We start from the raw sequence: 23,725 nt of genomic DNA, 5'->3' as shown, positions 1-23,725 counted from the left end.
GGCCTGATCCGCCAAGCGCCCGACGAACTGCCGGAGGTACTGGAGGCCGTGGGGGATCTCAACCCGGCGCAATGCCGCAGAACGTCGTGGATCAGTCCCGCCGGACGCCATGGCGGCCGGCTACGAGACGGTGTATCTGCGGCCGGCCACCACAGAACCCAAGCCTTCGGCAGCATCCACCGATAAACAGGGCGCCGTTGCGGCCAAGGAGCTGCAGTCCGTCGCCGGCGGCCCCTGCAAGCGCGGGTGTGGCGCTGCAGATGTGGGGCACCCTACCCGCGCCGCTTCCCGGAGACTGAGCTACGCTCGGCATCCACCGACGTCAGCGTCTGCGTCCTCGCAGTGACGGCGCCACGGCTGCGCCCTCCGGCTCTTGCGGTCACGGCTCAGGGGCTGCCACTCGAACATCAAAATCGTGGCGTCGTCGCTGGCTGTGTTGCATCGATGCTCGAGGATGGCATGGACGAGCACGCGCGGCACTTCTGGGACGCCCTGCCCTGCTGCGGTCGACCGGATGATGTAGTCGGTGAAGCACTCCAGGCCGAACTCTTCGCCTCCCTCGTCGCGTGACCTTACGACACCATCTGAGGCTTCGAGTCCCACGCCGTCACGCTGGTGGCGTCGCTCATCCTCGACAAGGCGGCTTTCGGCCCGTCCGGCCTGGTGTTTCCCCTGCTCGTGCCTGCGATCGGCGTGGTCACGGCGGTCATCGGCGTCCTGACCGTCATTCCGCGCCCCCGACTTCTCATAACTGACGTACCGTCAAGTAAGTCAGCGTCTGATCAGCATCAATCCCCAGAGGGTCTTCCTGGCAGACGTCTGATCGGCGGCGTCACAACAGCCTGGCTCGCACGGAAGCGCAGGCAGGGAGCCTTCTTCTCAGTGGACTGATGTTGTTCACGATCTTCGGGTCCGACGCGTGCCAGTGTAGAGTGAAGATGCCCTTGACCTGCACAAAGCAGGCAGGGAGCCGTCTTCCAGGAGTCCAAAGTGCTGCGTACTCTGTTCAAGTCCAAGATCCACCGCGCCACCGTCACCCAGGCCGACCTGCACTACGTGGGATCGGTGACCATCGACGCCGAGCTGCTCGACGCCGCCGACCTGTTGCCGGGCGAGCTGGTGCACATCGTCGACATCACCAACGGCGCCCGGCTGGAGACCTACGTCATCGAGGGCGAGCGTGGGTCCGGGGTGATCGGGATCAACGGGGCGGCCGCCCATCTCGTGCATCCCGGAGACCTGGTGATCATCATCAGCTACGCACAGGTCACCGACGCCGAGGCGCGGGAGCTTAAGCCTCGGGTCGTGCATGTCGACGCGGGCAACCGGATCGTCTCGCTCGGCGCCGACCCGTCTGAGCCGGTGCCCGGCTCGGACCAGCAGCGCAGCCCGCAGGCCGTGCGGGCCTGACCCGGGTCCTGAGCGGGCGGCGGCTCGGCCTGTCGGGTGAGTGGCCGCGCGGGGGTCGGGTAGGCGGGGGAGTAGTCCAGAGGCGACGTTCAGCGACTGCCCGGAGGACGCCATGACGAACCCACTTCTCGAGCCGGTCCCCCCGTGGCCGGCACCGGGTCCGGGTCCCACCACGCCGGACCCCTACCCGAGCCCCGTCCCGCCACCCGAGCCGGGCCCCCAGCCGACACCCCCACCGGGCCCCGAGCCCACACCACCCCCACCGGGCCCACAGCCCACACCACCGCTGCCGGGCCCCGACCCGACGCCACCCCCGGGACCCCCGGCCCCAGGTCCCCCGGAGCCCTCACCGTCCCCCATCCCGCCGGGCCCGGAGCCGGTACCGAACCCCGAACCCGGTCCACCACTGACCTGAAGCACCCGGCGTGAGGCGCCGGTTCCTCCGGGGCGCGGGGAACTGCGCGACCCGCCACGAGGCGCCCGCACATGCCGCCGGCCGCGCGTTCCCCCACCCGAGCAGACCTCAGGCGGACACCTCCGACCGGTCCCCACCCCACAACGTGTGGAACGAACCCTCCCGGTCCACCCTCCGATACGTGTGCGCCCCGAAGAAGTCCCGCTGCCCCTGCGTCAGAGCGGCCGGCAGGCGCCGCGCACGCAGCGCGTCGTAGTACGCCAGCGCCGCCGCGAACCCCGGCGTCGGCACCCCCTGCCGAGTCGCGGCGATCAGCACCTCACGCCAGTCGTCCTGCGCGTCGGCGATCTCGCGTGCGAAGGTCTCGTCCGACAGCAGGCTCGGCAGGTCGGCGCGGGCGTCGTACGCGGCGCGGATCCGGTCCAGGAACGCGGCCCGGATGATGCAGCCGCCCCGCCAGATCGAGGCCACCGCGCCGAGGTCGATGTCCCAGCCGTACTCCTCGCTGCCCGCGGCGATCTCGTGGAAGCCCTGCGTGTACGACACGATCTTGGACGCGTACAGCGCCTGCTCCACCCGGTCCGCGAAGGCGGCCGCCTCCGCCTTGCTCAGCGGCGCCGCCTGCGGACCCGCCAGCCCCTGCGAGGCCTCGCGGAGCTTCGGGTGTCCGGACAGCGAGCGCGCGAAGACGGCCTCGGCGATGCCGGACACGGGAACGCCCAGGTCCAGCGCGATCTGGACGGTCCAGCGGCCGGTGCCCTTCTGCTCGGCCTGGTCCACCACCACGTCCACGAACGGCTTGCCCGTCGCCGCGTCCACGTGCGACAGCACCTCCGCCGTGATCTCGATCAGGTACGAGTCGAGACGGCCGGTGTTCCACGTGCGGAAGATCTCCGCGATCTCGGCGGGGGAGTACCCGGCGACATCGCGCAGCAGCTGGTACGCCTCGCCGATCAGCTGCATGTCGGCGTACTCGATGCCGTTGTGGACCATCTTCACGAAGTGCCCGGCGCCGTCGGGCCCGCAGTGGGTCACGCAGGGCGCGCCGTCCTTCGCCTTCGCGGAGATCTTCTCCAGCATCGGGCCCAGTGACGCGTACGACTCCACCGAACCGCCCGGCATGATGCTCGGACCGTGCAGCGCCCCCTCCTCGCCGCCGGAGATGCCCGTGCCGACGAAGTGGATGCCGCGCTCGCGCAGCTCCCGCTCCCGGCGCCGGGTGTCCGCGAAGTGCGCGTTGCCGCCGTCGATGATCATGTCGCCGGGTTCGAGGAGCGGCGCGAACTCCTGGATCACCGCGTCCGTCGGCTCGCCCGCCTTCACCATGATGATCAGACGGCGCGGGCGCTCCAGCGCCGCCACGAACTCCTCGGCGGTCTCGGTCCCGATGAAGTCGCCCTCCTGCCCGAACTCCTCCACCAGCGCCTTCATCCGCGACGCCGTACGGTTGTGCACCGCGACCGTGTAGCCGTTGCGGGCGAAGTTGCGGGCGAGATTGCGGCCCATGACCGCGAGGCCCGTGACACCGATCTGCGCTGAAGTGCTCATACCGCCTGCTCCCTAGCTGCCTCGTGACTACGGCTCCGTCAGTACGGGCCCTGGCCCATCCTTACGTGCCGCCACGGCGAGTGCACATCCGACCCGCCATGCCTTTGTACGCACGCACGCCGCCCTCGGCCTCAGTCTCCGGCGATCCGGACCAAGCGGGGGCCGTTCCCGGCCACTTCGGCGGTGCGGGAGGCCGGTTTTCCGTCTTGTCATGGCCTGTTCGCGGCGCTTACTTTTGCCCCCTCCTGCCGCATGCCGAGGGGAATTCGGACATGGCCGTACGCGGCCGGCATCGCCGGTACCAGCCGAACAGGATCAACCGCGCCTCACTCACCGTCACGGCGGGCGGCGCCGGCCTCGCGATCCCGCTGGTCGCCGCCGGCGCGGCCGACGCCTCCACCTGGAACAAGGTCGCCGCCTGCGAGTCCAGTGGGAACTGGAGCATCAACACGGGCAACGGCTACTACGGCGGGCTGCAGTTCACCCAGTCCACCTGGGAGGCCTACGGCGGCGTCCGGTACGCCCCGCGCGCCGACCTCGCGACCAGGGACCAGCAGATCGCCGTCGCCGAGAGGGTCCTCGACGGGCAGGGCCCGGGCGCCTGGCCGGTCTGCTCGGCGCAGGCCGGACTGACCCGCGGGGACGCCGAGCCCGCAGTGCACACCGACAGCACCACCAGGCGTCCCGCGAAGACCGCCGCGCTGAAGGACGTACAGGCGCACACCACCCCCCAGTCGCGCGCAGGCCGGGCCGAGATGTACACGGTGGTGCACGGCGACACCCTGTCCGGCATCGCCGACGAGCACCACGTCCGCGGCGGCTGGCACGCGCTCTACGCCGGCAACCGGGGGACGATCGGCGCCGATCCCGACCTGATCCTGCCGGGCCAACGGCTCAGCCTGCGCGGCGGGGCCGCCACCGACACCAAGTCCCCGCAGAAGAAGGATCCTTCGGAGCACCGCACGGCACCGCACCGGACCGCACCGCACCGGACCAAGAGCGCCAAGAGCACCGGCCGGACCCTCGTCGCCCCCGTCGACGCGCCCATCGGCACCGGCTACCGAGTGGCCGGCTCGCACTGGTCGAAGGGCTACCACACCGGGGTCGACTTCCTGGTGCCGACCGGCACCTCCGTGCGGGCCGCCGAGGCCGGGCAGGTGGTGGCTGCGGGGTGGGGCGGCTCCTACGGCTACCAGGTGGTGATCCGGCACGCCGACGGCCGCTACACCCAGTACGGCCACCTGTCGGCCATCTCGGTGCGGATCGGGCAGAACGTGACCACGGGCCAGCGCATCGGCCGTTCCGGAGCCACCGGGAACGTCACCGGCCCGCATCTGCACTTCGAGGTGCGGACCGGACCGGACTTCGGTACGGACATCGACCCGCTCACCTATCTGCGGGCCGGCGGCGTCAGGATCTGACGCACGCACCCCGCCCGTCCAGGACCGGCAGCGGTACCCCGACGCCCGCGGGCAGCGCGAGGTACGACGCGGGGAGCGAGCGGACGTCCGGCGGTCCGCCGCCGTCGGTGCCCTGCCCGCGGGCGCCCGGAACATGGCTGCCGTCCGGGCCGGGCACGAGCAGGTCCCGCAGCACCGGCGCGTCGGGCGTGCCGTCGGCCTCGGTAAGCCCTTCCCGCCCCGGCTCGGCCTCCGCGGCCCCTCGCTGCTGGGGCACGGTGGGGAACGCCTCCGCGGCGGCGACCGGTTCCGGGCCGCCGTCCGGCAGGGCCGGCGTCCCGGCGCGCTCGATCCGCTCGGTCGTCAGCATGATCAGGCCGCCCGCAGCCACCACCCCGCAGGTCACGGCCAGTGCGGTGCCCGCGCCGCCGTGGCGGAACGTCTCGCCGAACATCAGGATGCCGACGGCGGCCGCCAGCACCGGGTTGACCACGGTGAGCGTGGCCAGTGGCGCGGCCAGACCGCCGCCCCGGTAGGACGCCTGGGACACCAGGACACCGGCGACGGCGAACAGGGCGATCACCGCGAGGGACGGCAGATCGTCCAGGTCGATGCCGTGCGTCCAGTCGACGGCCACGGTCTTGGTGAACACCGACGACATGCCGAACGCTGTGCCGGAGGCGGTGGCGAGCAGCACGCTGCGCACCGCCGGGTGCCGGTGCGCGGCCCGGCCGGCGCACATCAGCGCCACGACCGCGCCGCCGCTGACCAGCGCGACCGCCACCCGCTGGGCCGTGTCGAGGGAGTGGCCGTCGGAGGAACCGACCAGGGCGAGCAGACCGGCGAGGCCGACGGTGGCCATGACCGCGCCGCGCCAGGCGGTCGCACCGGCCCGGCGGCCGACGAAGAGCGCCGCCAGGGGCAGGGCGAAGACGATGGTCAGCGCGCCGAGCGGCTGGACCAGGCTGAGCGGTCCGTAGGCCAGCGCCACCACATGGAGCACGCCGCCGAGGCCGTTGAGGGCCAGCGATCCCCACCAGCCGGGCCGCCGCAGCGGAAGGTACGCGCTGCCGGGGGAGGAGACCGCCACCTGCTCCTGCACGATCGCGCCGGCCGCGTAGGCGAGGGCGGACGCGAACGACAGGAGCACGGACAGCGCGAGGGCGCTCATCTGCGTCTCCTCTGCGGGCGGCGGGGGCTCTGGGCCCGGCACGACGTACGGTCGGCTTCCATGGCCAACACTCTGCCCGGCCGTGCCCTTCCCGTCGTCGTCCCTGAGCACGCAATGCCTCCTACTGCCGATGGAGTACACGGACCGCGCGATCATCCTCGCGACGGGTGACGCGAGGCGGAGACCCCGTGCGAGGACCGGGGAACTCACCTGGTAGCAGTACTCGTCGTGGACCTCGACCCCGCTCTCGCCGCCCTCCGCCCGCTCGGCGGCTTCTTCGTCCTGCGTACGGTCCCGGGTCCGGCCGCAGCCACCGGCGGACCGGATCCCCGGCAACTGCCGACCCTCGCCGAGACCTACGCACGGGTGGCGCCGGACGCGTTGGCGGTGCGGGTGGCCGTGGTCGGGGACCGGCTGCGCGCCCGCGAGCCACGCGTGGCCGCCTCCATCGCCCAGCAGGGGCTGGCCGCCCGGCTGTGGTCGGCTGCCCTCGGCTGTGCCGTCCGGTACGGCCGGCTGCCTGACCTCGACCCGCGGCTGCTGCGCTGGGACCCGCTCGCCTCCGCCCCCGACGACCTGTACCTGACCGAGCTGCGCCCGCGGCCCGGCGACGCCGCCGGTCTCGCCGCAGCCGTCCTCCACGGACACCTGCAACCCCTGGCGGACGCCCTGAGCGCCGGCTACGGCAGCGCACCCGGACTGCTGTGGGGCAACGCGGGCTCCGCGCTCGCCGGAGCGTCCCGCGAACTGGACCGCTGGGCCCGCGCGCACGGCCGTACCGATCTGGCCGACCGGACCCGCGCCCTGACGGACGAACTCTTCGCCCACCCCCTGCTCCGTGCCACCGGCATCCGCACCGGCACCGCCTTCCGCCGCCGCAGCTGCTGCCTGTACTACCGGGTGCCCGGCGGCGGGGTGTGCGGCGACTGCTGCTTCACCCGGCCGCCGCACTCTTCCCCAGGGGCCGCTTCTGGGTGACCATGAAAGGAACCTGCCGCCGATGCCAGGGGGTTGTCCGGTGCGAGTGGGACTGCTGACCCGGGAGTATCCCCCGGACGTGTACGGCGGTGCGGGCGTCCATGTGGAGTTCCTGGCCAGGGAGTTGACCTCCCTGGTGGACCTGGAGGTGCACTGCTGGGGCGAGGGACGCGGCGTCGGTGTCGTACGCCACCGCCCCTGGTCGGCGCTGGACGGGGCCAACGACGCGCTGCGCACCTTCTCCGTGGACCTGTCCATCGCCGCCGCCCTCGAAGGCCGCGAACTCGTCCACTCCCACACCTGGTACGCGAACCTGGCCGGCCACTTCGCCAAGCTCCTGTACGGCGTCCCGCACGTGGTCACCGCACACTCGCTGGAACCGCTGCGGCCCTGGAAGGCCGAGCAACTGGGCGGCGGATACGCCCTGTCGAGCTGGGCCGAACGCACCGCGGTCGAGGCCGCCGACGCGGTGATCGCCGTGTCCGGCGCCATGCGCGAGGACATCCTCGCCTGCTACCCGGCGCTCGACCCGGCCACCGTGCACATCGTGCACAACGGCATCGACACCCACCTCTACCGGCCCGACCACGGCACCGACGCCCTCACCCGCCACGGCATCGACCCCGCCCGCCCCTACGTCCTGTTCGTCGGCCGGATCACCCGCCAGAAGGGCGTGCCCCATCTGCTGCGCGCCGTACGGGACATCGACCCGGGCGTCCAGGTCGTGCTGTGCGCGGGCGCCCCCGACACCCCGGAGATCGACCGGGAGTTCCGGGAGCTGTTCGAGGAGCTGAGCCGGGTCCGCGCGGGCGTGTTCTGGATCCCGCAGATGCTGCCGCGTCCGGAAGTGATCCAACTCCTTACGCGCGCGGCCGTGTTCGCGTGCCCCTCGGTGTACGAACCCCTCGGCATCGTCAACCTGGAGGCGATGGCCTGCGGCACTGCGGTCGTGGCCTCCCGGGTCGGCGGGATCCCGGAGGTCGTGGACGACGGCCGTACGGGCCTCCTGGTCGATGTGGACGACGAGTTCGAGGCGGGCCTCACCCGGGCGCTGGACACCGTCCTCGGCGACCCGGAGGCGGCCTGGCGGATGGGGGAGGCCGGACGGGCGCGCGCGGTCGGCGAGTTCGGCTGGGACGCGGTGGCCCGGCGCACGGCCGCGCTGTACGAGGAGATCCTCAAGCAGGCTTAGTCCGGTCTGCTCGGGGCAGCCATGGTTCAACCAGGGTGAGGGGAGCGGCCATGCGTCGTGGAGGGCCTTCCGTACTCGGGATCGTACTGGCGGGCGGTGAGGGAAAGCGTCTGATGCCGCTGACCGCCGACCGCGCCAAACCAGCCGTCACCTTCGGCGGCACCTACCGTCTCGTCGACTTCGTCCTGTCCAACCTCGTCAACGCCGACGTGCTGCGGATCTGTGTGCTGACCCAGTACAAGTCGCACTCGCTGGACCGGCACATCACCACCACCTGGCGGATGTCCAGCCTGCTCGGCAACTACGTCACACCGGTCCCGGCGCAGCAGCGGCTCGGTCCGCGCTGGTACCTGGGCAGCGCCGACGCGATCCTGCAGTCGCTGAACCTGATCCACGACGAACAGCCGGAGTACGTGGCCGTGTTCGGCGCGGACCACGTCTACCGCATGGATCCCCGACAGATGCTCGCCCAGCACATCGAGGGCGGGGCCGGCGTGACGGTGGCCGGCATCCGGGTGCCGCGCGCGGAGTCCTCCTCCTTCGGGGTGATCACGCCGGGGCGGGACGGCCAGGTCATCGAGCGCTTCCTGGAGAAGCCCGCCGATCCGCCGGGCCTGCGGGACGACCCGGAGACCGTCTTCGCCTCGATGGGCAACTACATCTTCACCACCAAGGCCCTGATCGAGGCGCTGCAGCGGGACGCCGAGGACGAGCAGTCGGTGCACGACATGGGCGGCTCGATCCTGCCCCAGCTCACCGGGCGCGGCGAGGCCCAGCTGTACGACTTCGCCGAGAACCACGTGCCCGGCGAGACCACCCGCGACCAGGGCTACTGGCGGGACGTGGGCACCCTGGACGCCTACTACGAGGCGCACATGGACCTCATCGCCGAGCGGCCCGCGTTCAACCTCTACAACCGCCAGTGGCCCATTTACACCCACTCGGGCCAGCTCTCCCCGGCCCGCTTCAACGCGGGCGGCATCGCGAGCGAGTCCATCATCAGCGCGGGCTGCCTGATCCGCGGTCAGGTCACCCGGTCGGTGCTCTCCCCGGGCGTACGGGTCGACCCGGGCGCGGTGGTGCAGGGCTCGGTGCTGCACGACAACGTGCGCATCGGCCGGGGTGCGGTGGTGCGCGGCGCCGTCCTGGACAAGAACGTAGAGGTCCCGCCGGGCGCGACGATCGGCGTCAACCCGGAGCGGGACGCGGAGCTGTACACCGTGTCCAAGGGCGGGGTGATCGCCCTGGGCAAGGGGCAGCGGGTGCCCTGAACCTCGCCAGCCCGCCGCAGGAAGTCCGGTGCCGGGGCGTCTCTCGTTCGGGGGTCCGTTGGCTGGCCGCGCGGTTCCCCGCGCCCCTTCGGCACGCTCGCCAGCCGCGGGCACACGCGCGAGGCTGCGGACTCGTCGCACTCGTCCGGCTCACCGCGGTCACGAGGGTTTCGGCCCGGCGCTCTGACGTTCCGTCACCGTCCGGGCCCTGCCTGGCGCGACGCGTTCGCCCGATAACCGTACCTTGCCCGGATCTGAGTCGTTCGACCTTCAGGATTCAGACATCGATGTCGAACCTGCGGAGGTCATGCGACATGAGAGGGACCCGGCGCACACGGCTGTGCCTGGCCGGAGTGATGGCAGCGTCGGCGCTGATCGCCACCCCCGCCGCGCGGGCCGCCGAGCGGACCGACGGCCACCTCGCCGATCTGGTCAACCCGTTCATCGGGAGCCAGGACGAGGGCAACACCTTCCCCGGCGCGGCCGTGCCCTTCGGCATGGTGCAGCTCTCCCCGGACACCGGGCACAGCACGGGCTACGACTACACGCAGAGCCATATCCGCGGTTTCTCCCTGGTCCATCTCTCGGGCGTCGGCTGCCGCATCGGCGGCGACCTGCCCGTGCTGCCCACCATCGGCGACGTCACGCAGACGGACTACACCCGGTACGCGGCCGGCTTCTCGCACCAGGACGAGACGGCGAGCCCCGGCTACTACCGGGTGGGCCTCTCCTCCGGCATCCGGGCCGAGCTGACCGCGACCGAGCGCACCGGTGTGCAGCGCTACACCTTCCCCGCCACCGGGAAGGCCAACGTCCTGCTGAACGCGGCCCAGTCGCTGCACAGGGCGGTCTCCAGCAGCGTCCAGATCCTCGACGACCACACCGTGCGCACCGAGATCACCGGGCACGGCTTCTGCCGGGACACCGGCCCCTACACGGTCTACACGATCACCCGGTTCAGCCGGCCCTTCACCGCGTACGGCACCTGGGACGGCGAGACCCTCACCCCGGGATCCCGCAGCGGACCCGGCGGTGCCTACGTCCGCTTCGACACCACCAGGAACCGTACGGTCGAGGCGACCACCGCCCTGTCGTACGTCGACGCGCGCGGCGCGGCCGGCAACCTGGCCGCCGAGGGCGGCCGGTCCTTCGACGCCGTGCGCGAACGGGCCCGCGAGACGTGGGAGAGGCGGCTCGCCGCCGTGCGCGTCCAGGGCGGTACCGGCACGCTGCGCCGGACCTTCTACTCCTCGCTGTACCGGTCCTTCCTCGCGCCGAACGTCGGCAGCGACACCGACGGCCGCTACTTCGGCTGGGACCGCCGTGTCCACCGCGCCCAGGGCTTCACGTACTACCAGAACTGGTCGCTGTGGGACACCTACCGCACCCAGGCCCAGCTGCTCGCGCTCCTCGCGCCGCGCGAGGCACGGGACATGGCCCGCTCGCTCGTCGCGGTCGACGAGGACGGCGGCTGGCTGCCCAAGTGGGGGTACGGCCCGGTCGAGACGAACGTCATGAGCGGTGACCCCGTCACCCCGTTCCTGACGACTGCCTATCAGACCGGCCTGCTCAAGGGCTTCGAGGAGCGGGTCTACCGCGCGCTGAGGAAGAACGCCGACGGCGTCCCCCCGGCCGAGTACCCGGGCATCGGCCGTGAGGCCAACGCGGAGTACCTCGCGCGCGGCTTCGCCCCGTACGTCAAGGACCGGCCGTACACCAAGATGGGCGACTCCGACTACCACCACGGCGCCTCAGTCACCCTGGAGTACGCGCTCGCCGACGCCATGCTGGCCCAGATGGCGCGGGGCCTCGGCCACGAGGACGACGCCGCCCGCTACGCGGCACGGGCGCGGAACTACCGGAACATCTTCGACCCCGCGACCGGCTTCTTCCGCGCCCGCGACGCCTCCGGTGCCTTCACCGGCTCGGCCGACCCGGCCCGCGGCACCGGCTTCCACGAGGGGACCGCCTGGCAGTACCAGTGGCTCGTGCCGCAGGACGTGCCCGGCATGGTGCGGCTCATCGGCGGCGAGCGCGCGGCCAACGACCGGCTGGACTCCTTCTTCGCCTACGACCGGCTGTTGGCCGACCCCGCGAGCACGGCCCGCGAGGTGTGGGTGCACGGCGACGCGTACGCGTACTACAACGCCGACAAGTACAACCCGATGAACGAGCCCGACCTCATCGCGCCGTACACCTACCTGGCCACCGGTCAGCCGTGGAAGACCACCGACGTGGTGCACGCCGCCCTGACCCTCTTCACCGACGGTCCCGGCGGCATCACCGGCAACGACGACCTGGGCACGATGTCCGCCTGGAACGTGCTGTCGTCCATCGGGCTGTTCCCGATCCAGCCGGGCTACGGCACCTGGGGCCTGTCCACGCCGGTCTTCGACCGGATCGACCTCACCCTGGACCGCCGGTACTGGCCGGGCGGCAGGCTCACGATCGCCGCGCCGGGCACCTCGGCCACCGACCGCTACATCCAGACCGTCCGCACCGACGGGAGACCGCACGGGAAGACCTATCTGACGACGGGCGCGCTGCGCTCCCTGCGCACGCTCGCGTTCACGGTCGGCCCGCGCCCGTCTGAGTGGGGTACGTCACGCGGGGCGGCGCAACCGGTCCTGAAGTGATCTCGCGTATCCCTAGGTCCCGCCCCTGTTGGAGGGGCGGGACTTAATCTTCTGTTAACTGAGCGTAGCCTGATCGTACTTGACCGTAATCGGTTGACAGAGATTGACTGCGAGTGACTGCAGATCCACCCGTCGTCGACGCGTGAGGCAAGCCCTTGACTTCCGACCTGCTCGCTCCACTCGACCTGGCGTTCTGGAACATCGAGTCCGACCGGCATCCGATGCATCTCGGCGCGCTCGGCGTCTTCGGTGCGCACTCGCCCACCGCGGGCGCCCATGCCGCCGACCTGCTCGCCGCCCGGGCCGCCGCCGTACCGGGGCTGCGCCTGCGCATCCGCGACGTGTGGCAGCCGCTGGCGTTCGGCGGCGCCGCCCGGGAACCCGACCCGGAGTTCGACCCGTTGAACCATGTCCGGCTGCACGCTCCGACCTCCGACTTCCACGAGGTCGCCGGCCGGCTCATGGAGCGGCCGCTGGAGCGCGGCCGGCCGCCGTGGGAGGCGCATGTGCTGCCCGGCGAGGACGGGATGTCCTTCGCCGTGCTGTTCAAGTTCCACCATGCCCTCGCCGACGGGCTGCGGGCGCTGAAGCTCGCCGCCGGCGTCCTCGACCCGGTGGACCTGCCCGAGCGGGCGCCCCGGGCCATCGAGCCGCCGCGCGGGCTGCTGCCGGACGTGCGCAAGCTGCCGGGGCTCGTCCCGGGGCTGGTCAAGGGCGCGTTGTCCGACGTGGGCCGGGCGCTGGACATCGGCGCCTCCCTCGCCCGGTCCACCCTCGGCATGCGGCCCGTCTCCGCGCTCACCTCCGCCCCGAGCGGCACCCGCCGTACCGCCGGGGTGGTCTTCGACATCGACGACGTGCACCGCGTGCGCAAGACCGCCGGCGGCACCGTCAACGACGTGCTCATCGCCGTCGTCGCCGGGGCCCTGCGCAGCTGGCTGGACGAGCGCGGCGACGGCAGCAAGGGGGTGGCGCCCCGTGCCCTCATCCCCGTCTCCCGGCGCCGTCCGCGCACCGCGCACCCACAAGGCAACCGGCTCTCCGGCTATCTGATACGGCTCCCCGTGTACGAGCCGGATCCGCTCGGCCGGCTGGACACCGTGCGCACCGCGATGGTCCGCAACAAGGACGCGGGGCCGAACCGGGGCGCTGGTGCCGTGGCGCTGCTAGCCGATCATGTCCCGGCCCTCGGCCACCGGCTCGGTGGGCCGCTCGTCGGGCAGGCGGCCCGGCTGTGGTTCGACATCCTGGTGACCAGCGTGCCGCTGCCGGGTCTGGGGCTGCGGCTCGGCGGTCACGAGCTGAGCGAGGTGTATCCGCTGGCCCCGCTCGCACCGGGTCAGTCGCTGGCGGTGGCCATCTCGACGTATCGCGGCCGTGTGCACTACGGGCTGGTCGCCGACGCGCAGGCCGTGCCGGACCTGGACCGGTTCGCTCACGCGGTGTCGACCGAGGTGTCCACACTGCTGGCGGCCTGCGACGCCTGACGCCCCAGGACTCCCACCCGCACCGCCGTGCGTCTTCGCCGCCCGGTGCGGGTGGCCCCCTGTGGGGCGGGTTCGTCATCGGCGTGTGCGGGGCCGTGGCGCGGGGTCGTCCGCCCCCGGTCCGGGGGTTGCCACTCGTGCCGGCCGTGCGGCTTGCGCCGCCGGTGCCGGTGGCCCTCGGTGCGGCGGGTTCGCCGTCGGTGGGTGGGGCTGTGAGGCGGTGCGGTCCGCCCTTCGGCCTGGTCCTGGGGGTCCCACCTGTGCCGGCCGTGCGGTTTTGGTCGTCGGGTGCGGGTGGCCCCACGTGGGGCGGGTTCGCCGTCGGTGGGCGGGTGGTTCGGCGTTCGGTCTGGTCGGGGGTTCCCAGCCCGCAGCGCCCGTGATGGTTTTGTCGTTGAGGGGGCGGCCGGGTTCGGGGTGCCGGTGCCGGTGTCGGCGCGTCGTGGCTTCGGTGCTGGTGCGGGCGGGTTTGGCGGGAGGCCCGTGCGCTCCGTAAAATTCCCCGTTCGAAAGCGGGCGCGAGTCGGAGCGCTGCGCGGGTGATCAGGGAAGCGGCAGCGCGATGACGGTGACAGAGGACGGCTCCATGGCCTGCATGGCCGCGGAGGAAGTGGTCTACGGCCCCGGTATCGACCCGGAGCGGCTGGCCGTCTGCCTCAGCGTGCTGGAGGAACTCGACCAGCTGGAGGTCGACCACCCGGACGCGATCAAGGTCCGCCGGGCCACCTCGCACCTCTACCGTACGGTCAAGCAGCGCCGCCGCCAGGAGCGCCGCGCCGCCAAGACCGCGCACGACCGCGCCGTCACCGAGGCCACCGCCACCGGCTCCGCCGAGCGCATCGACGACGAGACCGAGGGCATCCTGCCCACCTCCAAGGTCGGGGAGGGCAAGATCGCGGGCATACTCCAGCGCCCGCGTTCCTGCTACACCTGCAAGACCCGTTACGTCGAGGTCGACTACTTCTACCACCAGCTGTGTCCGGACTGCGCTCGCACGAACCGGACGAAGCGGGACGCCCGCGCCGACCTCACCGGCAAGCGCGCCCTGCTCACCGGCGGTCGCGCCAAGATCGGCATGTACATCGCGCTGCGGCTGCTGCGCGACGGCGCGCACACCACCATCACCACGCGCTTCCCCAAGGACGCCATCCGCCGCTTCAAGGCGATGGAGGACTCGGCGGACTGGATCCATCGGCTTGAGGTCGTCGGCATCGATCTGCGCGACCCCGCGCAGGCCGTCGCCCTGGCCGAGCAGCTGGCCGAGGCGGGTCCGCTCGACATCCTGATCAACAACGCGACACAGACCGTACGCCGCCTGCCCTCCGCGTACGCGGCCCTGGTCGACGGCGAGAGCGCCCCGCTGCCCGCCGGCGAACTCCCCGCCCACCACGTCATCGGCGCCTTCAACTCCGGCGCCGTCGACGGCATCGCCGCGCTCCCCGTCGGCACCAGCGGCCTGGACGCCCAGAAGGTCGCCGACCTCGCCCTCGTCGCGGGCAACGCCAGTGTCGCCCGGCACCTGGAGGGCACCGCCATCGACGCCGGCGGCCTGGTCCCGGACGTCGTCGACACCAACACCTGGGTGCAGACCATCGAGCAGATCTCCCCGGTGGAGCTGCTGGAGACCCAGCTGTGCAACTACACGGCGCCGTTCATCCTCATCAGCAAGCTGCGCCCGGCCATGGCCGACGCCGCGAAGAAGGCGGCCAGCGGACGCGCGTACGTCGTCAACGTCTCCGCCATGGAAGGCGTCTTCGGCCGCGGCTACAAGGGCGCCGGGCATCCCAACACCAACGCCGCGAAGGCCGCCATGAACATGGTCACGCGGACCAGCGCCCAGGAGATGTTCGACACCGACGGCATCCTCATGACCTCCGTCGACACCGGCTGGATCACCGACGAGCGCCCGCACTACGACAAGCTGCGCCTCGCCGAGGCCGGCTTCCACGCGCCCCTCGACCTGGTCGACGGCGCCGCCCGGGTCTACGACCCGATCGTGCGCGGCGAGGCGGGCGAGGACCTGTACGGCGTCTTCATGAAGGACTACGCGCCCGGCAAGTGGTGACCGGCACGCAATCCGGTGGCCGGCGCGACCGCCCGCGCCCTACGCTGACGGTCGTGCCGGAGTGCCCGGTGCGCAGGTGACGCGTTCTTCATGGTTGTGATCCATCAGCAGACCCCAGCGGGACTGCGGGCCCTTCGGGGCCGACGCGTGGCCGTCCGGATCTCGGGCACTCGGCGTAGCTGCTTGTGTGACGGCGCGTCAGTCGGCTGAGATCCTGCGCCTCCGGCGTCAGTCGACCGCGCCGAGCCGGGAATGCCGCGCCGCCACCAGCTCGAGCACGGTCCGCCAGTCCTCCAGGACGCCCGCGTCGAACCCCGCCGTACGGCTCTCCTCGTCGGCCTGGCGCAGCCGCAGCACATCGTCGTCGACCGGCCCCGCGTCCCCGCGCACCAGCCGGAACACCCGCTCCCCGAGCAGGGAGCGCACCGCCTCGGCCGCGCTGAGCGCCCCGCCCGTGTCGTCGCCCGGGCACAGCACCGGCCCGATGCCGTGCACCAGCCCCGCCACCTGGAGCTCCTTGTCGGCGGGGCGGCGGCGGCGCAGCAGCGCGGCGGTTCTCAGCGCGTGCTGGTGCCGGCCGGCGTACAGCAGATCCATCAGCTCCTCGACGCTGCGCAGCTCCATGCGTCAGTCCTTCCGCGAGACAGCCGTGCCGTTCATCAGCAGATCATGACGAGCTTGCGCCTCGGCCAACGGCACTTGAACTGCGCCACATGGCGGCCGAGGGGGTGATTCGCTCAGGCAGCCGGAGGATGCGCTCCACGGCAAATAGCCGCATATTGAGAGACATTGAGGGGTCAAATGACTTCTGATAGTTACACCTTGTTTGCACTCCCGATCGAGCGCGAGCCCGCTCATTTGGGTACTCTGGTGGGGACGGACAGCAGGACCGGGTCCCACCCAGACCCAGACGTCCGTACCGGCGCCACCGCGTCCGAGCTGGCCTTCCATCCAGACCCGAGCGGGCGCCGAGAGCCGGAGCGCAGGCTGTCCGGCAGGACCCCGAGGGTGACCGACACATAAGGAGTGCGCGGTGACACCGGAGAAGACGAATCGCGATCAGCGCCCCAAGGAACGCACGGAGCGCACGGGCCGGCAGCCCGGAGAACTCGGCAGTCTCGACGTGTGGGCCCGGTCCGCCCCGATCCGCCTGGCGGGCTACGAGGAGGACCTGGCCGAACCGCATATCCTGCCCAGCGTGGACTGAGCCCCGGGTCGTACTCTTCGCGATCGCCGTACGCATGGGCGTGACCTGGCAGACTCACGCCCATGCTGATCAGAGAAGCCGTGGCCGACGACTGGCCGCGGATCTGGCCTTTCTGGCACCGGATCGTCGCCGCCGCCGAAACCTACGCCTGGGATCCAAAGACCTCCGAGGACGACGCCCGCGCGCTTTGGATGAGCCCCGCCAAGCGCGTCTACGTCGCCGAGGACGCGACCGGGACCGTGGTCGGCTCGGCCTACCTCACCCCCAACTACGGCGGGCCCGCGGCCCGCGTCGCCAACGCCGGTTTCATGGTCGACCCGCATCGCACCGGCGAGGGCATCGGCCGCGCCCTCGCCGAACACGTCCTGGCCGAGGCCAGGGCGCACGGCTACCGGGCGATGGTCTTCAACGCCGTGGTCGAGACCAATCCCGCCGTCGCCCTGTGGACGTCCCTCGGCTTCACCGTCCTCGGCACGGTCCCGGAAGCCTTCGACCATCCCCGGCACGGCAGGGTCGGGCTGCACATCATGTACCGGTCGCTCGACCAGGCGGGCTCAGGAGCCGGCCACCGGTGACGTCCGCCGCCACGGACGCAGCGTCTCCAGTTCCTCCGCCAGCTCCAGCAGCGCGGACTCCGAACCAGGGCGGCCCACGAGCTGTACGGCGCAGGGGGCGCCCGAGGGAAGGCTGCCGAACGGGACCGACATCGCGGGCCAGCCGGTCAGATTCCAGGGCGGCGTGAACGGGGAGTACGCGGTGTTGACCAGCACATTGCGCAGCCAGCCGCGTTCGTGCCAAGGGCCCGCCTCGGGGGAGCGCCGGGCCAGGGCCGGGGTGAGCAGGACGTCGTACTCGGTGAAGAAGGGGGTCAGCCGGGCCCGCAGGCGCTCGCGTTCGTCCCCGGTGCGCACCGAGCGGACGAAGCGCCGTCCGACCGCCGCGTGCACCCGGGTCCGCCGGGCCAGCAGCGCCCGGTCCAGGCCCTCGGCGTCCACCGCGGTCCCGGCCGTCCAGTGCCGCAGCGCGGTCACGCCCAGCGAGAGGGGATACGGCGGCTCGGCCCGCCGCACGCGGTGTCCGGCCCGCGCGAGCACTCCGGCCGCCTCCCGGACCGCGGTCGTATACGGTCTGCTCACGCTCACCCCGGAGAGGGGGCTGCGTACGGCCGCGGCGATCCGCCGGCGCTCGGGCTCCTCCGCGCGGGGAACCCCGATGCCCGCCAGCACGCCCAGCATCAGCCGCAGATCCTCGACCGTCGTGGCCAGCGGACCGTTCTCCGACATGCCGAACCAGTCGCCGTCGCCGATCCCCGCCGGCACCACCCCGTGCCCCGGCTTCAGCGTGACCAGGCCGCAGTTCGCGGCCGGGATGCGCAGCGAGCCCATCCCGTCGTTGCCGAGCGCGATCGGGACCAGGCCCGCCGCGACCGCCGCCGCGCTGCCGCCGGAGGAACCGCCCGCCGTGCGGGAGGTGTCCCATGGATTGCGGGCGGTGCCGAACACGCCCTCCGTGGTGCCGAAGACACACAGCTCCGGCACGTTCGTCAGGCCCACTACCACCGCGCCGGCCGCCCGCAGCCGGGCCACCGTCACATGATCCTCGGCGGCCGGGGTGTCGGAGGTGGCGGCGGAGCCGTCCCGGTGGGACTCGCCGCGCACCGCCAGGTTGTCCTTCACGGCCACGGGCACGCCCGCGAGCGGTAGTTCGGCCAGATCGGTGCGGGAGGCCACCTCGTCGGCCTCGGCGAGCGCGGCCTCGGCCCGCACCTTCCGGAACGCCCCGATCCGGGTGTCGAGCCGTTCGATCCGCGCGAGGTGCTCGGCCGCCACCTCCCGGGGTGTCACCCGCTTCTCGCGCACGGCGGCGGCAATCTCGGCGGCACTCCGCCCGGCCCAGTCACCCACGGGCACTCCTCGCTCGGTGGTCGGCTACTCGCTGGTACGCATCACGGCGCAGGGAGAACTGTGCCTGGTCGGGCGCGGTACGTCGAGAGGGCGGCACGCACAGCGGACGGATGCTGATCGACCGCCCACCTGGTTGGCCAGTTCGTCCAGGAAGCGGGTGCCGTCGGGGGAGGACGTGTTCACGAGGAAGTGGCCGCCGTCGTCGCTGCCGGCGTCTCCCTCGTACCGCAGGAGGGCCGTGGCGGGGCTGCCGGTGTAGTGGAGCACGTCGGAGCCGGGACGGTGTTCCTCGACCGTGAGCACGGGGGCCGCGGCGAGCGGTGTCGACTCGGCGGTCCAGGGGCCGTCCGCCTGGACCCGCAGCGCGCGAGCCCGGGTGTCGGGGCCGCCGAGGAGGAAACGGCCGGCGAACGGGCCGTCGTTGTACACGAGTTGGCTGACGGAGTGCAGACAGTCGTCCAGCGCGTCCACCACGAAGTGGCCGGGCGCCTGATGGGTGAGCGTGAGGACGACCGGCCCGGGCTGCGCGGGCAGGCGTACCACCTGGGTGCCGTGGCCTGCCGCGCGGTGCAGGACGGGGGCGAGCGAAGGGAGCGCGGGCTTGGTGAACGGCGTCGGCGGCTCGGGGGACTTGGCGACACCGGTGTGCCCGTCCTGGTTCCTGCGCAGCCACTTCATCGCGAATCCCCCTCGTCGGCCGCCGCCCCCGTACTGCCCCTCCCCGTCAGCCGGGGCACCGGCACCCCCACCGAGCGGGCCGGGTTCCCGTCCAGCAGGGCCAGCAGCTCGCGTGCGGCCGTGCGGCCGAACTCCGCGCTGTCCCGGGAGAGCGCGGACAGCCGGGGGGTGACCATGCGGCACAGGGCCGAGTCCTCCCAGGAGACCACCGACACGTCCTGCGGAACGCGGAAGCCCAGTTCGGCGGTGGTGGCCAGGCCGGCCACGGCCATCACGTCGTTGTCGTAGACGATCGCCGTCGGGACGGGCGAGTCGCCGAGGACGCGGCGGGTGACGGCGGCGCCCTGGGCGTCGGAGTAGTCGGTGGTGAGCGAGCGGACCTCGGTGAGCCCGCGCCGTTCCGCCTCCGCGCGGAGCGTGGCGATACGGCGCTGGGTGTGGGCCAGCTCGGGCAGTCCGGCGATGTGTACGATCCGGCGATGGCCGAGCGCCGTCAGCTCGTCCACCACCGAGGCCATCGCGCCCGCGTCGTCCGCCCAGACGGTGGACAGGCCGGGGTGCCGTACGTCGGGTGCGCCGCCGATCACGACGGCGGGCAGCCCGAGTTCGTCCAGCAGGCCGGGGCGCGGGTCGTCGGCGCGCGGGTCGGCCACCAGGACGCCGTCGACCCGGTGCTCGGCCCACCAGCGCCGGTACACCGCGCACTCCTCGGTGACATCCTCCGCGACCTGGAAGAGCAGGCCCAAGTGCCGCTCGGCCAGCACCTCCTGGATGCCGGAGACGAGCTGGAGGAAGAAGGAGTCGACGCCCAGGGTGTGCGCGGGGCGGGCCAGGACGAAACCGACCGTGGCCACGCCCTCGCCGGACAGGGCGCGGGCGGCCGTGCTGGGACGCCAGCCGAGCTGCTCGGCGACCCGGCGGACGCGTGCCCGGGTGGCCTCGGAGACGCCCGGGCGGCCGTTGAGCGCGAAGGAGACGGCGCTCTCGGAGACTCCGGCCCGCCGCGCGATGTCCTTCATCGTGGGCCGGCGTGCGGGGGCCCGCTTGGTCGCCATGCTTCTCCCCCTTCCTTGACAGTGCTCGCTAATGCGCTTGAGTGTCAAGACCCTAAAGCGCATTAGCAATTGGCCGCAACGTCTCGGTCAAATGTCTTTGACCTGCACTAATGAACGGCCAAATTCTTTAGTTGGGCGGAATGCATTGACTTTCTCCGAACGGCGCGGGCAAGGTCTCTGGCGCCACCCGACCCCCGCCACAGCAAGGGAGCCGTGTCACCGTGCCCATGCCCCGCAGAGCCCTCGCCGCCGCTGCCGTCGCCCTCGTCCTGCCGCTGAGCGCCTGCGGCTCGGGCGGCGACGACGGCGGCTCGACCGACGCCTCCGGCAAGATCGAGGGCGACATCACCTTCCAGACCTGGAATCTGCGCGCGAACTTCAAGTCGTACTTCGAGGGCCTCATGGCCGACTTCGAGAAGAAGTACCCCGGTACGCATGTGAAGTGGATCGACCAGCCCGCCGAGGGCTACCCCGACAAACTCAGCGCCGACGCCGGCGGCGGCACCCTGCCCGACGTCGTCAACGTCTCCCCGGACCTCGTCGCCCCGCTCGCCAGGGCGGGCCTCGCGCTCGACCTCGACAAGGCGGCGGGAAAGTACAAGTCCGAGTACCTGGACGGTGCCTGGGCCAGCCACCAGGTGCCGGGCATGAGCGGCACATACGCCTTCCCCTGGTATCTGAACACCGGCCCCCTCTTCTACAACAAGTCCCTGTTCATCAAGGCCGGGCTCGACCCCGACCAGCCGCCGAAGACGTACGGCGAACTCTTCGCCGACGCCCTTCAGATGGCGAAGAGGAGCGGCGGCAAGGTCGCCACCCTCGCCAACGTGCCCACCATCGAGGACTTCGGCCGCTATGGCGTCACCCTGATGAACAAGCAGGGCACCGCGTTCGCCTTCAACGACGCCAAGGGAGTCGAACTCCTTACCAAGTACAAGGAGTTGTATGACGCCAAGGCCCTGGACCCGCAGGCCCTGACCGCGACCCCGGAGTCCTCCGGCAAGAAGTTCCTCACCGGCGCCGTCGCCATGAACCCCGGCAGCGCCCTCGACCTGGACAACTTCAAGAAGAACGCGCCCAGCCTCTACCGGAACATCGGCATCACCGACCAGATCACCAGCACCGGGCACGTCAACATGTACGTGATGGGCGTGATGGTCAACTCCCGCACCAGGCACACCCCGGCCGCCGTCGCCTTCGCCCACTTCGTCACCGACGCCCAGAACCAGATGTCCTTCGCCAAGAAGGTCGCCATCTTCCCCAGCACCGCCGGCTCCCTCAACGACCCCTACTTCAACAAGGAGGACGGCACCGACGAGACCCGGGTGCGCATCGCCGCCGCCAAGTCCCTGAAGAACGCGGTCAATTACACGCCCGTGCTGTTCAGCGACCAGATGAAGACCGCGCTGCGCAACGAGGTGGCCAAGGCACTCCAGGGCAAGGAGAGCCCCAAGCAGGCTCTTGACAACGCTGTCAACGCCGCCGACCGGCTGCTCCAGCAGGGCTGAGGACCATGGCGACCCCGGCCCGCATCAGGCGCCAACTGCCCTCCAGCCCCTGGTTGTTCGCCGCACCGGGGCTGCTCGTCACCGGCGCCTTCGTGCTCTACCCGTTCGTCTCCACCCTGGTGAACTCCTTCACCGACCGCCGAACCCTGCTGCCGGGCCACTTCGTGGGCCTCGCCAACTTCCGCGAGCTGCTCCACGACGACATGTTCTGGACCGGCCTGCGCAACAGCACCCTGTACATCCTCGGGGTCGTACCCGCCCTGGTCGTCCTGCCGCTGCTGCTCGCGCTGCTGGTGCAGAAGAACATCCCCGGCATCACCTTCTTCCGCTCCGCCTTCTACACCCCGGTCGTCGCCTCGATCGTGGTGGTCGGGCTGATCTGGGTGTGGCTGCTGGACGAACGCGGCCTGGTCAACTCGCTGCTGGAGGCCGTCGGGATCGGCCGGATCGGGTTCCTCAGCGACCAGTGGCTGCTCCTGCTGAGCGCGATGGCCGTCACGGTGTGGAAGGGCCTCGGCTACTACATGATCATCTATCTGGCGGCGCTCGCGAACGTGCCACGCGAGCTGCACGAGGCCGCCGCCGTGGACGGCGCGGGCCCGGTGCGCCGCTTCCTCTCGGTCACCGTCCCCGCCGTCCGCTCCACCATGGTGCTGGTCGCCGCGCTCTCCTCGGTCGCCGCCTTCAAGGTGTTCTCCGAGGTGTATCTGATGGCGGGCCCGAGCGGCGGCCCGGCCGGCGAGGACACCACCCTCGTCATGCTGGTCCAGCGCACCGGCACCGGCCTGACCGGCCGCGTCGGCTACGCCTCCGCGCTGTCGGTCGTCGTGTTCGTCGTCACCGTCGCGCTCATGCTGCTGGTGCTGCGCGCCGACCGCCGGGAGGAGTCATGAGCGTCCTGGAGAAGGTGCGGCCCGAGCCGCCGGTCACCGTGCGCAAGGAGCCGCGCGTCACCGACGAACACGGCCGCCGCATCCGCGTCGGCGAGCTCGTCTGGCGCTATCTGCTGCTGCTCGCCGTCCTCGCCCTGACCGTCGGCCCGTTCCTCTGGCAGCTGTCCACCTCCCTCAAGGGTCCCACCGAGGACATCTACAGCTCACCGCCGAGCTTCCTGCCCGCCCATGCGACCCTGCACAACTACACGCGGGTCGCCGACACCATCCCCGTCTGGGACTACGCACTGAACTCCCTGAAGGTCGCCACCGCCAACGTCGTCACCAACTGCGTCGGCTCGGCGCTCGCCGGGTACGCCCTGTCCCGGCTGCGCTTCCGCGGCCGGAAGGTGACCACGCTGGTGTTCGTGCTGGCGATGCTCGTGCCCGTCGAGGGCATCGTCATCGCCCAGTTCACCACCATGCGCGAACTCGGCCTGAACAACACGCTGATCGGGGTCGTGCTGCCCGGCGCGATCGGTGCGATGAACGTGCTGCTGATGCGGGGCGCCTTCCGCAACCTGCCCTACGAGATCGAGGAGGCGGCCTACGTCGACGGCGCCGATGTCTGGCAGCGGTTCCTGCGCGTCGCGCTGCCCTCGGTGAAGGGGACGGTGGCCGTCGTGGCGATCTTCGCCTTCATGGGCGCCTGGGACGACTTCCTGTGGCCCCTGATCGTGCTCAGCGACCCGTCCAAGTTCACCCTCACCATCGGCCTGAACTATCTGCACGGCACCTTCGCCAACGACGAACGCCTCGTCGCCGCCGGCACCGTGATCGCCGTGGCCCCGCTCATCGCGCTGTTCGCCTGCCTGCAGCGGTACTTCTTCCGCGGGGTGGGCGAGGGCGCCGTCAAGGGCTGAACACC

Annotated in this window: 19 protein-coding genes and 1 pseudogene; 13 read left to right on the top strand and 7 right to left on the bottom strand. The window is 71.6% G+C overall.

Annotated elements, in window-relative coordinates; all coding sequences use genetic code 11:
- Positions 1–390 precede the first annotated feature (390 nt).
- Positions 391–588 (bottom strand): annotated as a pseudogene (locus tag ACZ5NH_RS31635) (SpoIIE family protein phosphatase); the annotation flags it as partial.
- A 402-nt stretch (positions 589–990) separates the two neighbouring features.
- Here ACZ5NH_RS31635 and panD point away from each other — a divergent pair.
- The gene (gene panD / locus ACZ5NH_RS31630) at positions 991–1,410 is read left to right on the top strand and encodes an aspartate 1-decarboxylase (protein ID WP_468780075.1); all 420 of its coding nucleotides are present in this window, start codon (positions 991–993) and stop codon (positions 1,408–1,410) included.
- 523 nt (positions 1,411–1,933) lie between these two features.
- Here panD and gndA read toward each other — a convergent pair.
- The gene (gene gndA, locus ACZ5NH_RS31625; RefSeq protein WP_468780073.1) at positions 1,934–3,373 is read right to left on the bottom strand and encodes an NADP-dependent phosphogluconate dehydrogenase; all 1,440 of its coding nucleotides are present in this window, start codon (positions 3,371–3,373) and stop codon (positions 1,934–1,936) included.
- Positions 3,374–3,645: 272 nt separating this feature from the next.
- On the opposite strand from gndA, the gene ACZ5NH_RS31620 reads away from it, so the two are divergent.
- Positions 3,646–4,794 (top strand): transglycosylase family protein, encoded by a 1,149-nt coding sequence (locus ACZ5NH_RS31620; protein WP_468780071.1) that lies wholly within the window; start codon positions 3,646–3,648, stop codon positions 4,792–4,794.
- Here the strand turns inward: ACZ5NH_RS31620 and ACZ5NH_RS31615 are convergent.
- Positions 4,784–5,944, bottom strand: a complete 1,161-nt coding sequence (locus ACZ5NH_RS31615; protein WP_468780069.1) for a DMT family transporter — start codon at positions 5,942–5,944, stop codon at positions 4,784–4,786. The genes ACZ5NH_RS31620 and ACZ5NH_RS31615 overlap by 11 nt on opposite strands.
- A 228-nt stretch (positions 5,945–6,172) precedes the next feature.
- Here ACZ5NH_RS31615 and ACZ5NH_RS31610 point away from each other — a divergent pair, with 228 nt between their 5' ends.
- From ACZ5NH_RS31610 to ACZ5NH_RS31585, 6 genes are all read left to right on the top strand, one after another.
- Positions 6,173–6,922, top strand: a complete 750-nt coding sequence (locus tag ACZ5NH_RS31610; protein ID WP_468780068.1) for a (2Fe-2S)-binding protein — start codon at positions 6,173–6,175, stop codon at positions 6,920–6,922.
- Positions 6,923–6,968: 46 nt separating this feature from the next.
- Positions 6,969–8,114 (top strand): glycogen synthase, encoded by a 1,146-nt coding sequence (gene glgA, locus ACZ5NH_RS31605; RefSeq protein ID WP_468780148.1) that lies wholly within the window; start codon positions 6,969–6,971, stop codon positions 8,112–8,114.
- Positions 8,115–8,164: 50 nt separating this feature from the next.
- Complete coding sequence (gene glgC / locus ACZ5NH_RS31600; RefSeq protein WP_451552198.1) at positions 8,165–9,385, top strand: glucose-1-phosphate adenylyltransferase; 1,221 nt, start codon at positions 8,165–8,167, stop codon at positions 9,383–9,385.
- A 314-nt stretch (positions 9,386–9,699) separates the two neighbouring features.
- A complete protein-coding gene (locus ACZ5NH_RS31595; RefSeq protein ID WP_468780066.1) occupies positions 9,700–12,021 on the top strand; it encodes a GH92 family glycosyl hydrolase in 2,322 nt (773 codons plus the stop codon).
- Positions 12,022–12,176: 155 nt separating this feature from the next.
- On the top strand, positions 12,177–13,508 hold the full coding sequence (locus tag ACZ5NH_RS31590; RefSeq protein ID WP_388633228.1) for a wax ester/triacylglycerol synthase family O-acyltransferase: 1,332 nt from the start codon (positions 12,177–12,179) through the stop codon (positions 13,506–13,508).
- A 562-nt stretch (positions 13,509–14,070) separates the two neighbouring features.
- On the top strand, positions 14,071–15,573 hold the full coding sequence (locus tag ACZ5NH_RS31585) for an SDR family NAD(P)-dependent oxidoreductase (RefSeq protein ID WP_468780064.1): 1,503 nt from the start codon (positions 14,071–14,073) through the stop codon (positions 15,571–15,573).
- Positions 15,574–15,801: 228 nt separating this feature from the next.
- On the opposite strand, the gene ACZ5NH_RS31580 is transcribed toward ACZ5NH_RS31585, so the two are convergent.
- Entirely contained in the window at positions 15,802–16,197 is a 396-nt protein-coding gene (locus tag ACZ5NH_RS31580; RefSeq protein ID WP_388633233.1) for a hypothetical protein, read from the bottom strand.
- Between the two features lie 409 nt (positions 16,198–16,606).
- Between ACZ5NH_RS31580 and ACZ5NH_RS31575 the strand changes: the two genes are divergently transcribed.
- Positions 16,607–16,780 carry a hypothetical protein gene (locus ACZ5NH_RS31575; protein ID WP_468780062.1) on the top strand — a complete coding sequence of 58 codons (174 nt, stop codon included), beginning with the start codon at positions 16,607–16,609 and terminating at the stop codon, positions 16,778–16,780.
- 62 nt (positions 16,781–16,842) lie between these two features.
- Positions 16,843–17,355: a GNAT family N-acetyltransferase gene (locus tag ACZ5NH_RS31570; protein WP_468780060.1), complete on the top strand. Its 513-nt coding sequence runs from the start codon at positions 16,843–16,845 to the stop codon at positions 17,353–17,355.
- Here the strand turns inward: ACZ5NH_RS31570 and ACZ5NH_RS31565 are convergent.
- From ACZ5NH_RS31565 to ACZ5NH_RS31555, 3 genes are read right to left on the bottom strand one after another with little or no spacing between them, the layout of a single operon-like run.
- Positions 17,335–18,684 carry an amidase gene (locus ACZ5NH_RS31565; protein ID WP_468780058.1) on the bottom strand — a complete coding sequence of 450 codons (1,350 nt, stop codon included), beginning with the start codon at positions 18,682–18,684 and terminating at the stop codon, positions 17,335–17,337. The genes ACZ5NH_RS31570 and ACZ5NH_RS31565 overlap by 21 nt on opposite strands.
- 24 nt (positions 18,685–18,708) lie before the next feature.
- On the bottom strand, positions 18,709–19,362 hold the full coding sequence (locus ACZ5NH_RS31560) for a hypothetical protein (RefSeq protein ID WP_468780056.1): 654 nt from the start codon (positions 19,360–19,362) through the stop codon (positions 18,709–18,711).
- On the bottom strand, positions 19,359–20,417 hold the full coding sequence (locus ACZ5NH_RS31555) for a LacI family DNA-binding transcriptional regulator (protein ID WP_468780054.1): 1,059 nt from the start codon (positions 20,415–20,417) through the stop codon (positions 19,359–19,361). The genes ACZ5NH_RS31560 and ACZ5NH_RS31555 overlap by 4 nt, the downstream gene beginning before the upstream one ends.
- A gap of 221 nt (positions 20,418–20,638) precedes the next feature.
- Here ACZ5NH_RS31555 and ACZ5NH_RS31550 point away from each other — a divergent pair, with 221 nt between their 5' ends.
- From ACZ5NH_RS31550 to ACZ5NH_RS31540, 3 genes are read left to right on the top strand one after another with little or no spacing between them, the layout of a single operon-like run.
- Positions 20,639–21,925, top strand: a complete 1,287-nt coding sequence (locus tag ACZ5NH_RS31550; RefSeq protein WP_468780052.1) for an ABC transporter substrate-binding protein — start codon at positions 20,639–20,641, stop codon at positions 21,923–21,925.
- Between the two features lie 5 nt (positions 21,926–21,930).
- Positions 21,931–22,818, top strand: a complete 888-nt coding sequence (locus ACZ5NH_RS31545; RefSeq protein ID WP_468780050.1) for a carbohydrate ABC transporter permease — start codon at positions 21,931–21,933, stop codon at positions 22,816–22,818.
- A complete protein-coding gene (locus ACZ5NH_RS31540; protein WP_468780048.1) occupies positions 22,815–23,720 on the top strand; it encodes a carbohydrate ABC transporter permease in 906 nt (301 codons plus the stop codon). Before ACZ5NH_RS31545 ends, ACZ5NH_RS31540 begins: the two co-directional genes overlap by 4 nt.
- The last annotated feature ends 5 nt before the right edge of the window (positions 23,721–23,725 follow it).

Source organism: Streptomyces sp. NPDC031426, assembly GCF_055581585.1.
The sequence above is the reverse complement of the archived record's forward strand: the minus strand, read 5'-3'. Positions and strand labels throughout refer to the sequence as shown.

Excerpts from the sequence above, each read along its gene's own strand:
- gndA (WP_468780073.1), bottom strand. The coding sequence starts at position 3,373 with ATGAGCACTTCAGCGCAGATCGGTGTCACGGGCCTCGCGGTCATGGGC.
- ACZ5NH_RS31620 (WP_468780071.1), top strand. The coding sequence starts at position 3,646 with ATGGCCGTACGCGGCCGGCATCGCCGGTACCAGCCGAACAGGATCAAC.
- ACZ5NH_RS31615 (WP_468780069.1), bottom strand. The coding sequence starts at position 5,944 with ATGAGCGCCCTCGCGCTGTCCGTGCTCCTGTCGTTCGCGTCCGCCCTC.
- glgC (WP_451552198.1), top strand. The coding sequence starts at position 8,165 with ATGCGTCGTGGAGGGCCTTCCGTACTCGGGATCGTACTGGCGGGCGGT.
- ACZ5NH_RS31595 (WP_468780066.1), top strand. The coding sequence starts at position 9,700 with ATGAGAGGGACCCGGCGCACACGGCTGTGCCTGGCCGGAGTGATGGCA.
- ACZ5NH_RS31585 (WP_468780064.1), top strand. The coding sequence starts at position 14,071 with ATGACGGTGACAGAGGACGGCTCCATGGCCTGCATGGCCGCGGAGGAA.
- ACZ5NH_RS31580 (WP_388633233.1), bottom strand. The coding sequence starts at position 16,197 with ATGGAGCTGCGCAGCGTCGAGGAGCTGATGGATCTGCTGTACGCCGGC.
- ACZ5NH_RS31570 (WP_468780060.1), top strand. The coding sequence starts at position 16,843 with ATGCTGATCAGAGAAGCCGTGGCCGACGACTGGCCGCGGATCTGGCCT.
- ACZ5NH_RS31560 (WP_468780056.1), bottom strand. The coding sequence starts at position 19,362 with ATGAAGTGGCTGCGCAGGAACCAGGACGGGCACACCGGTGTCGCCAAG.
- ACZ5NH_RS31555 (WP_468780054.1), bottom strand. The coding sequence starts at position 20,417 with ATGGCGACCAAGCGGGCCCCCGCACGCCGGCCCACGATGAAGGACATC.
- ACZ5NH_RS31545 (WP_468780050.1), top strand. The coding sequence starts at position 21,931 with ATGGCGACCCCGGCCCGCATCAGGCGCCAACTGCCCTCCAGCCCCTGG.
- ACZ5NH_RS31540 (WP_468780048.1), top strand. The coding sequence starts at position 22,815 with ATGAGCGTCCTGGAGAAGGTGCGGCCCGAGCCGCCGGTCACCGTGCGC.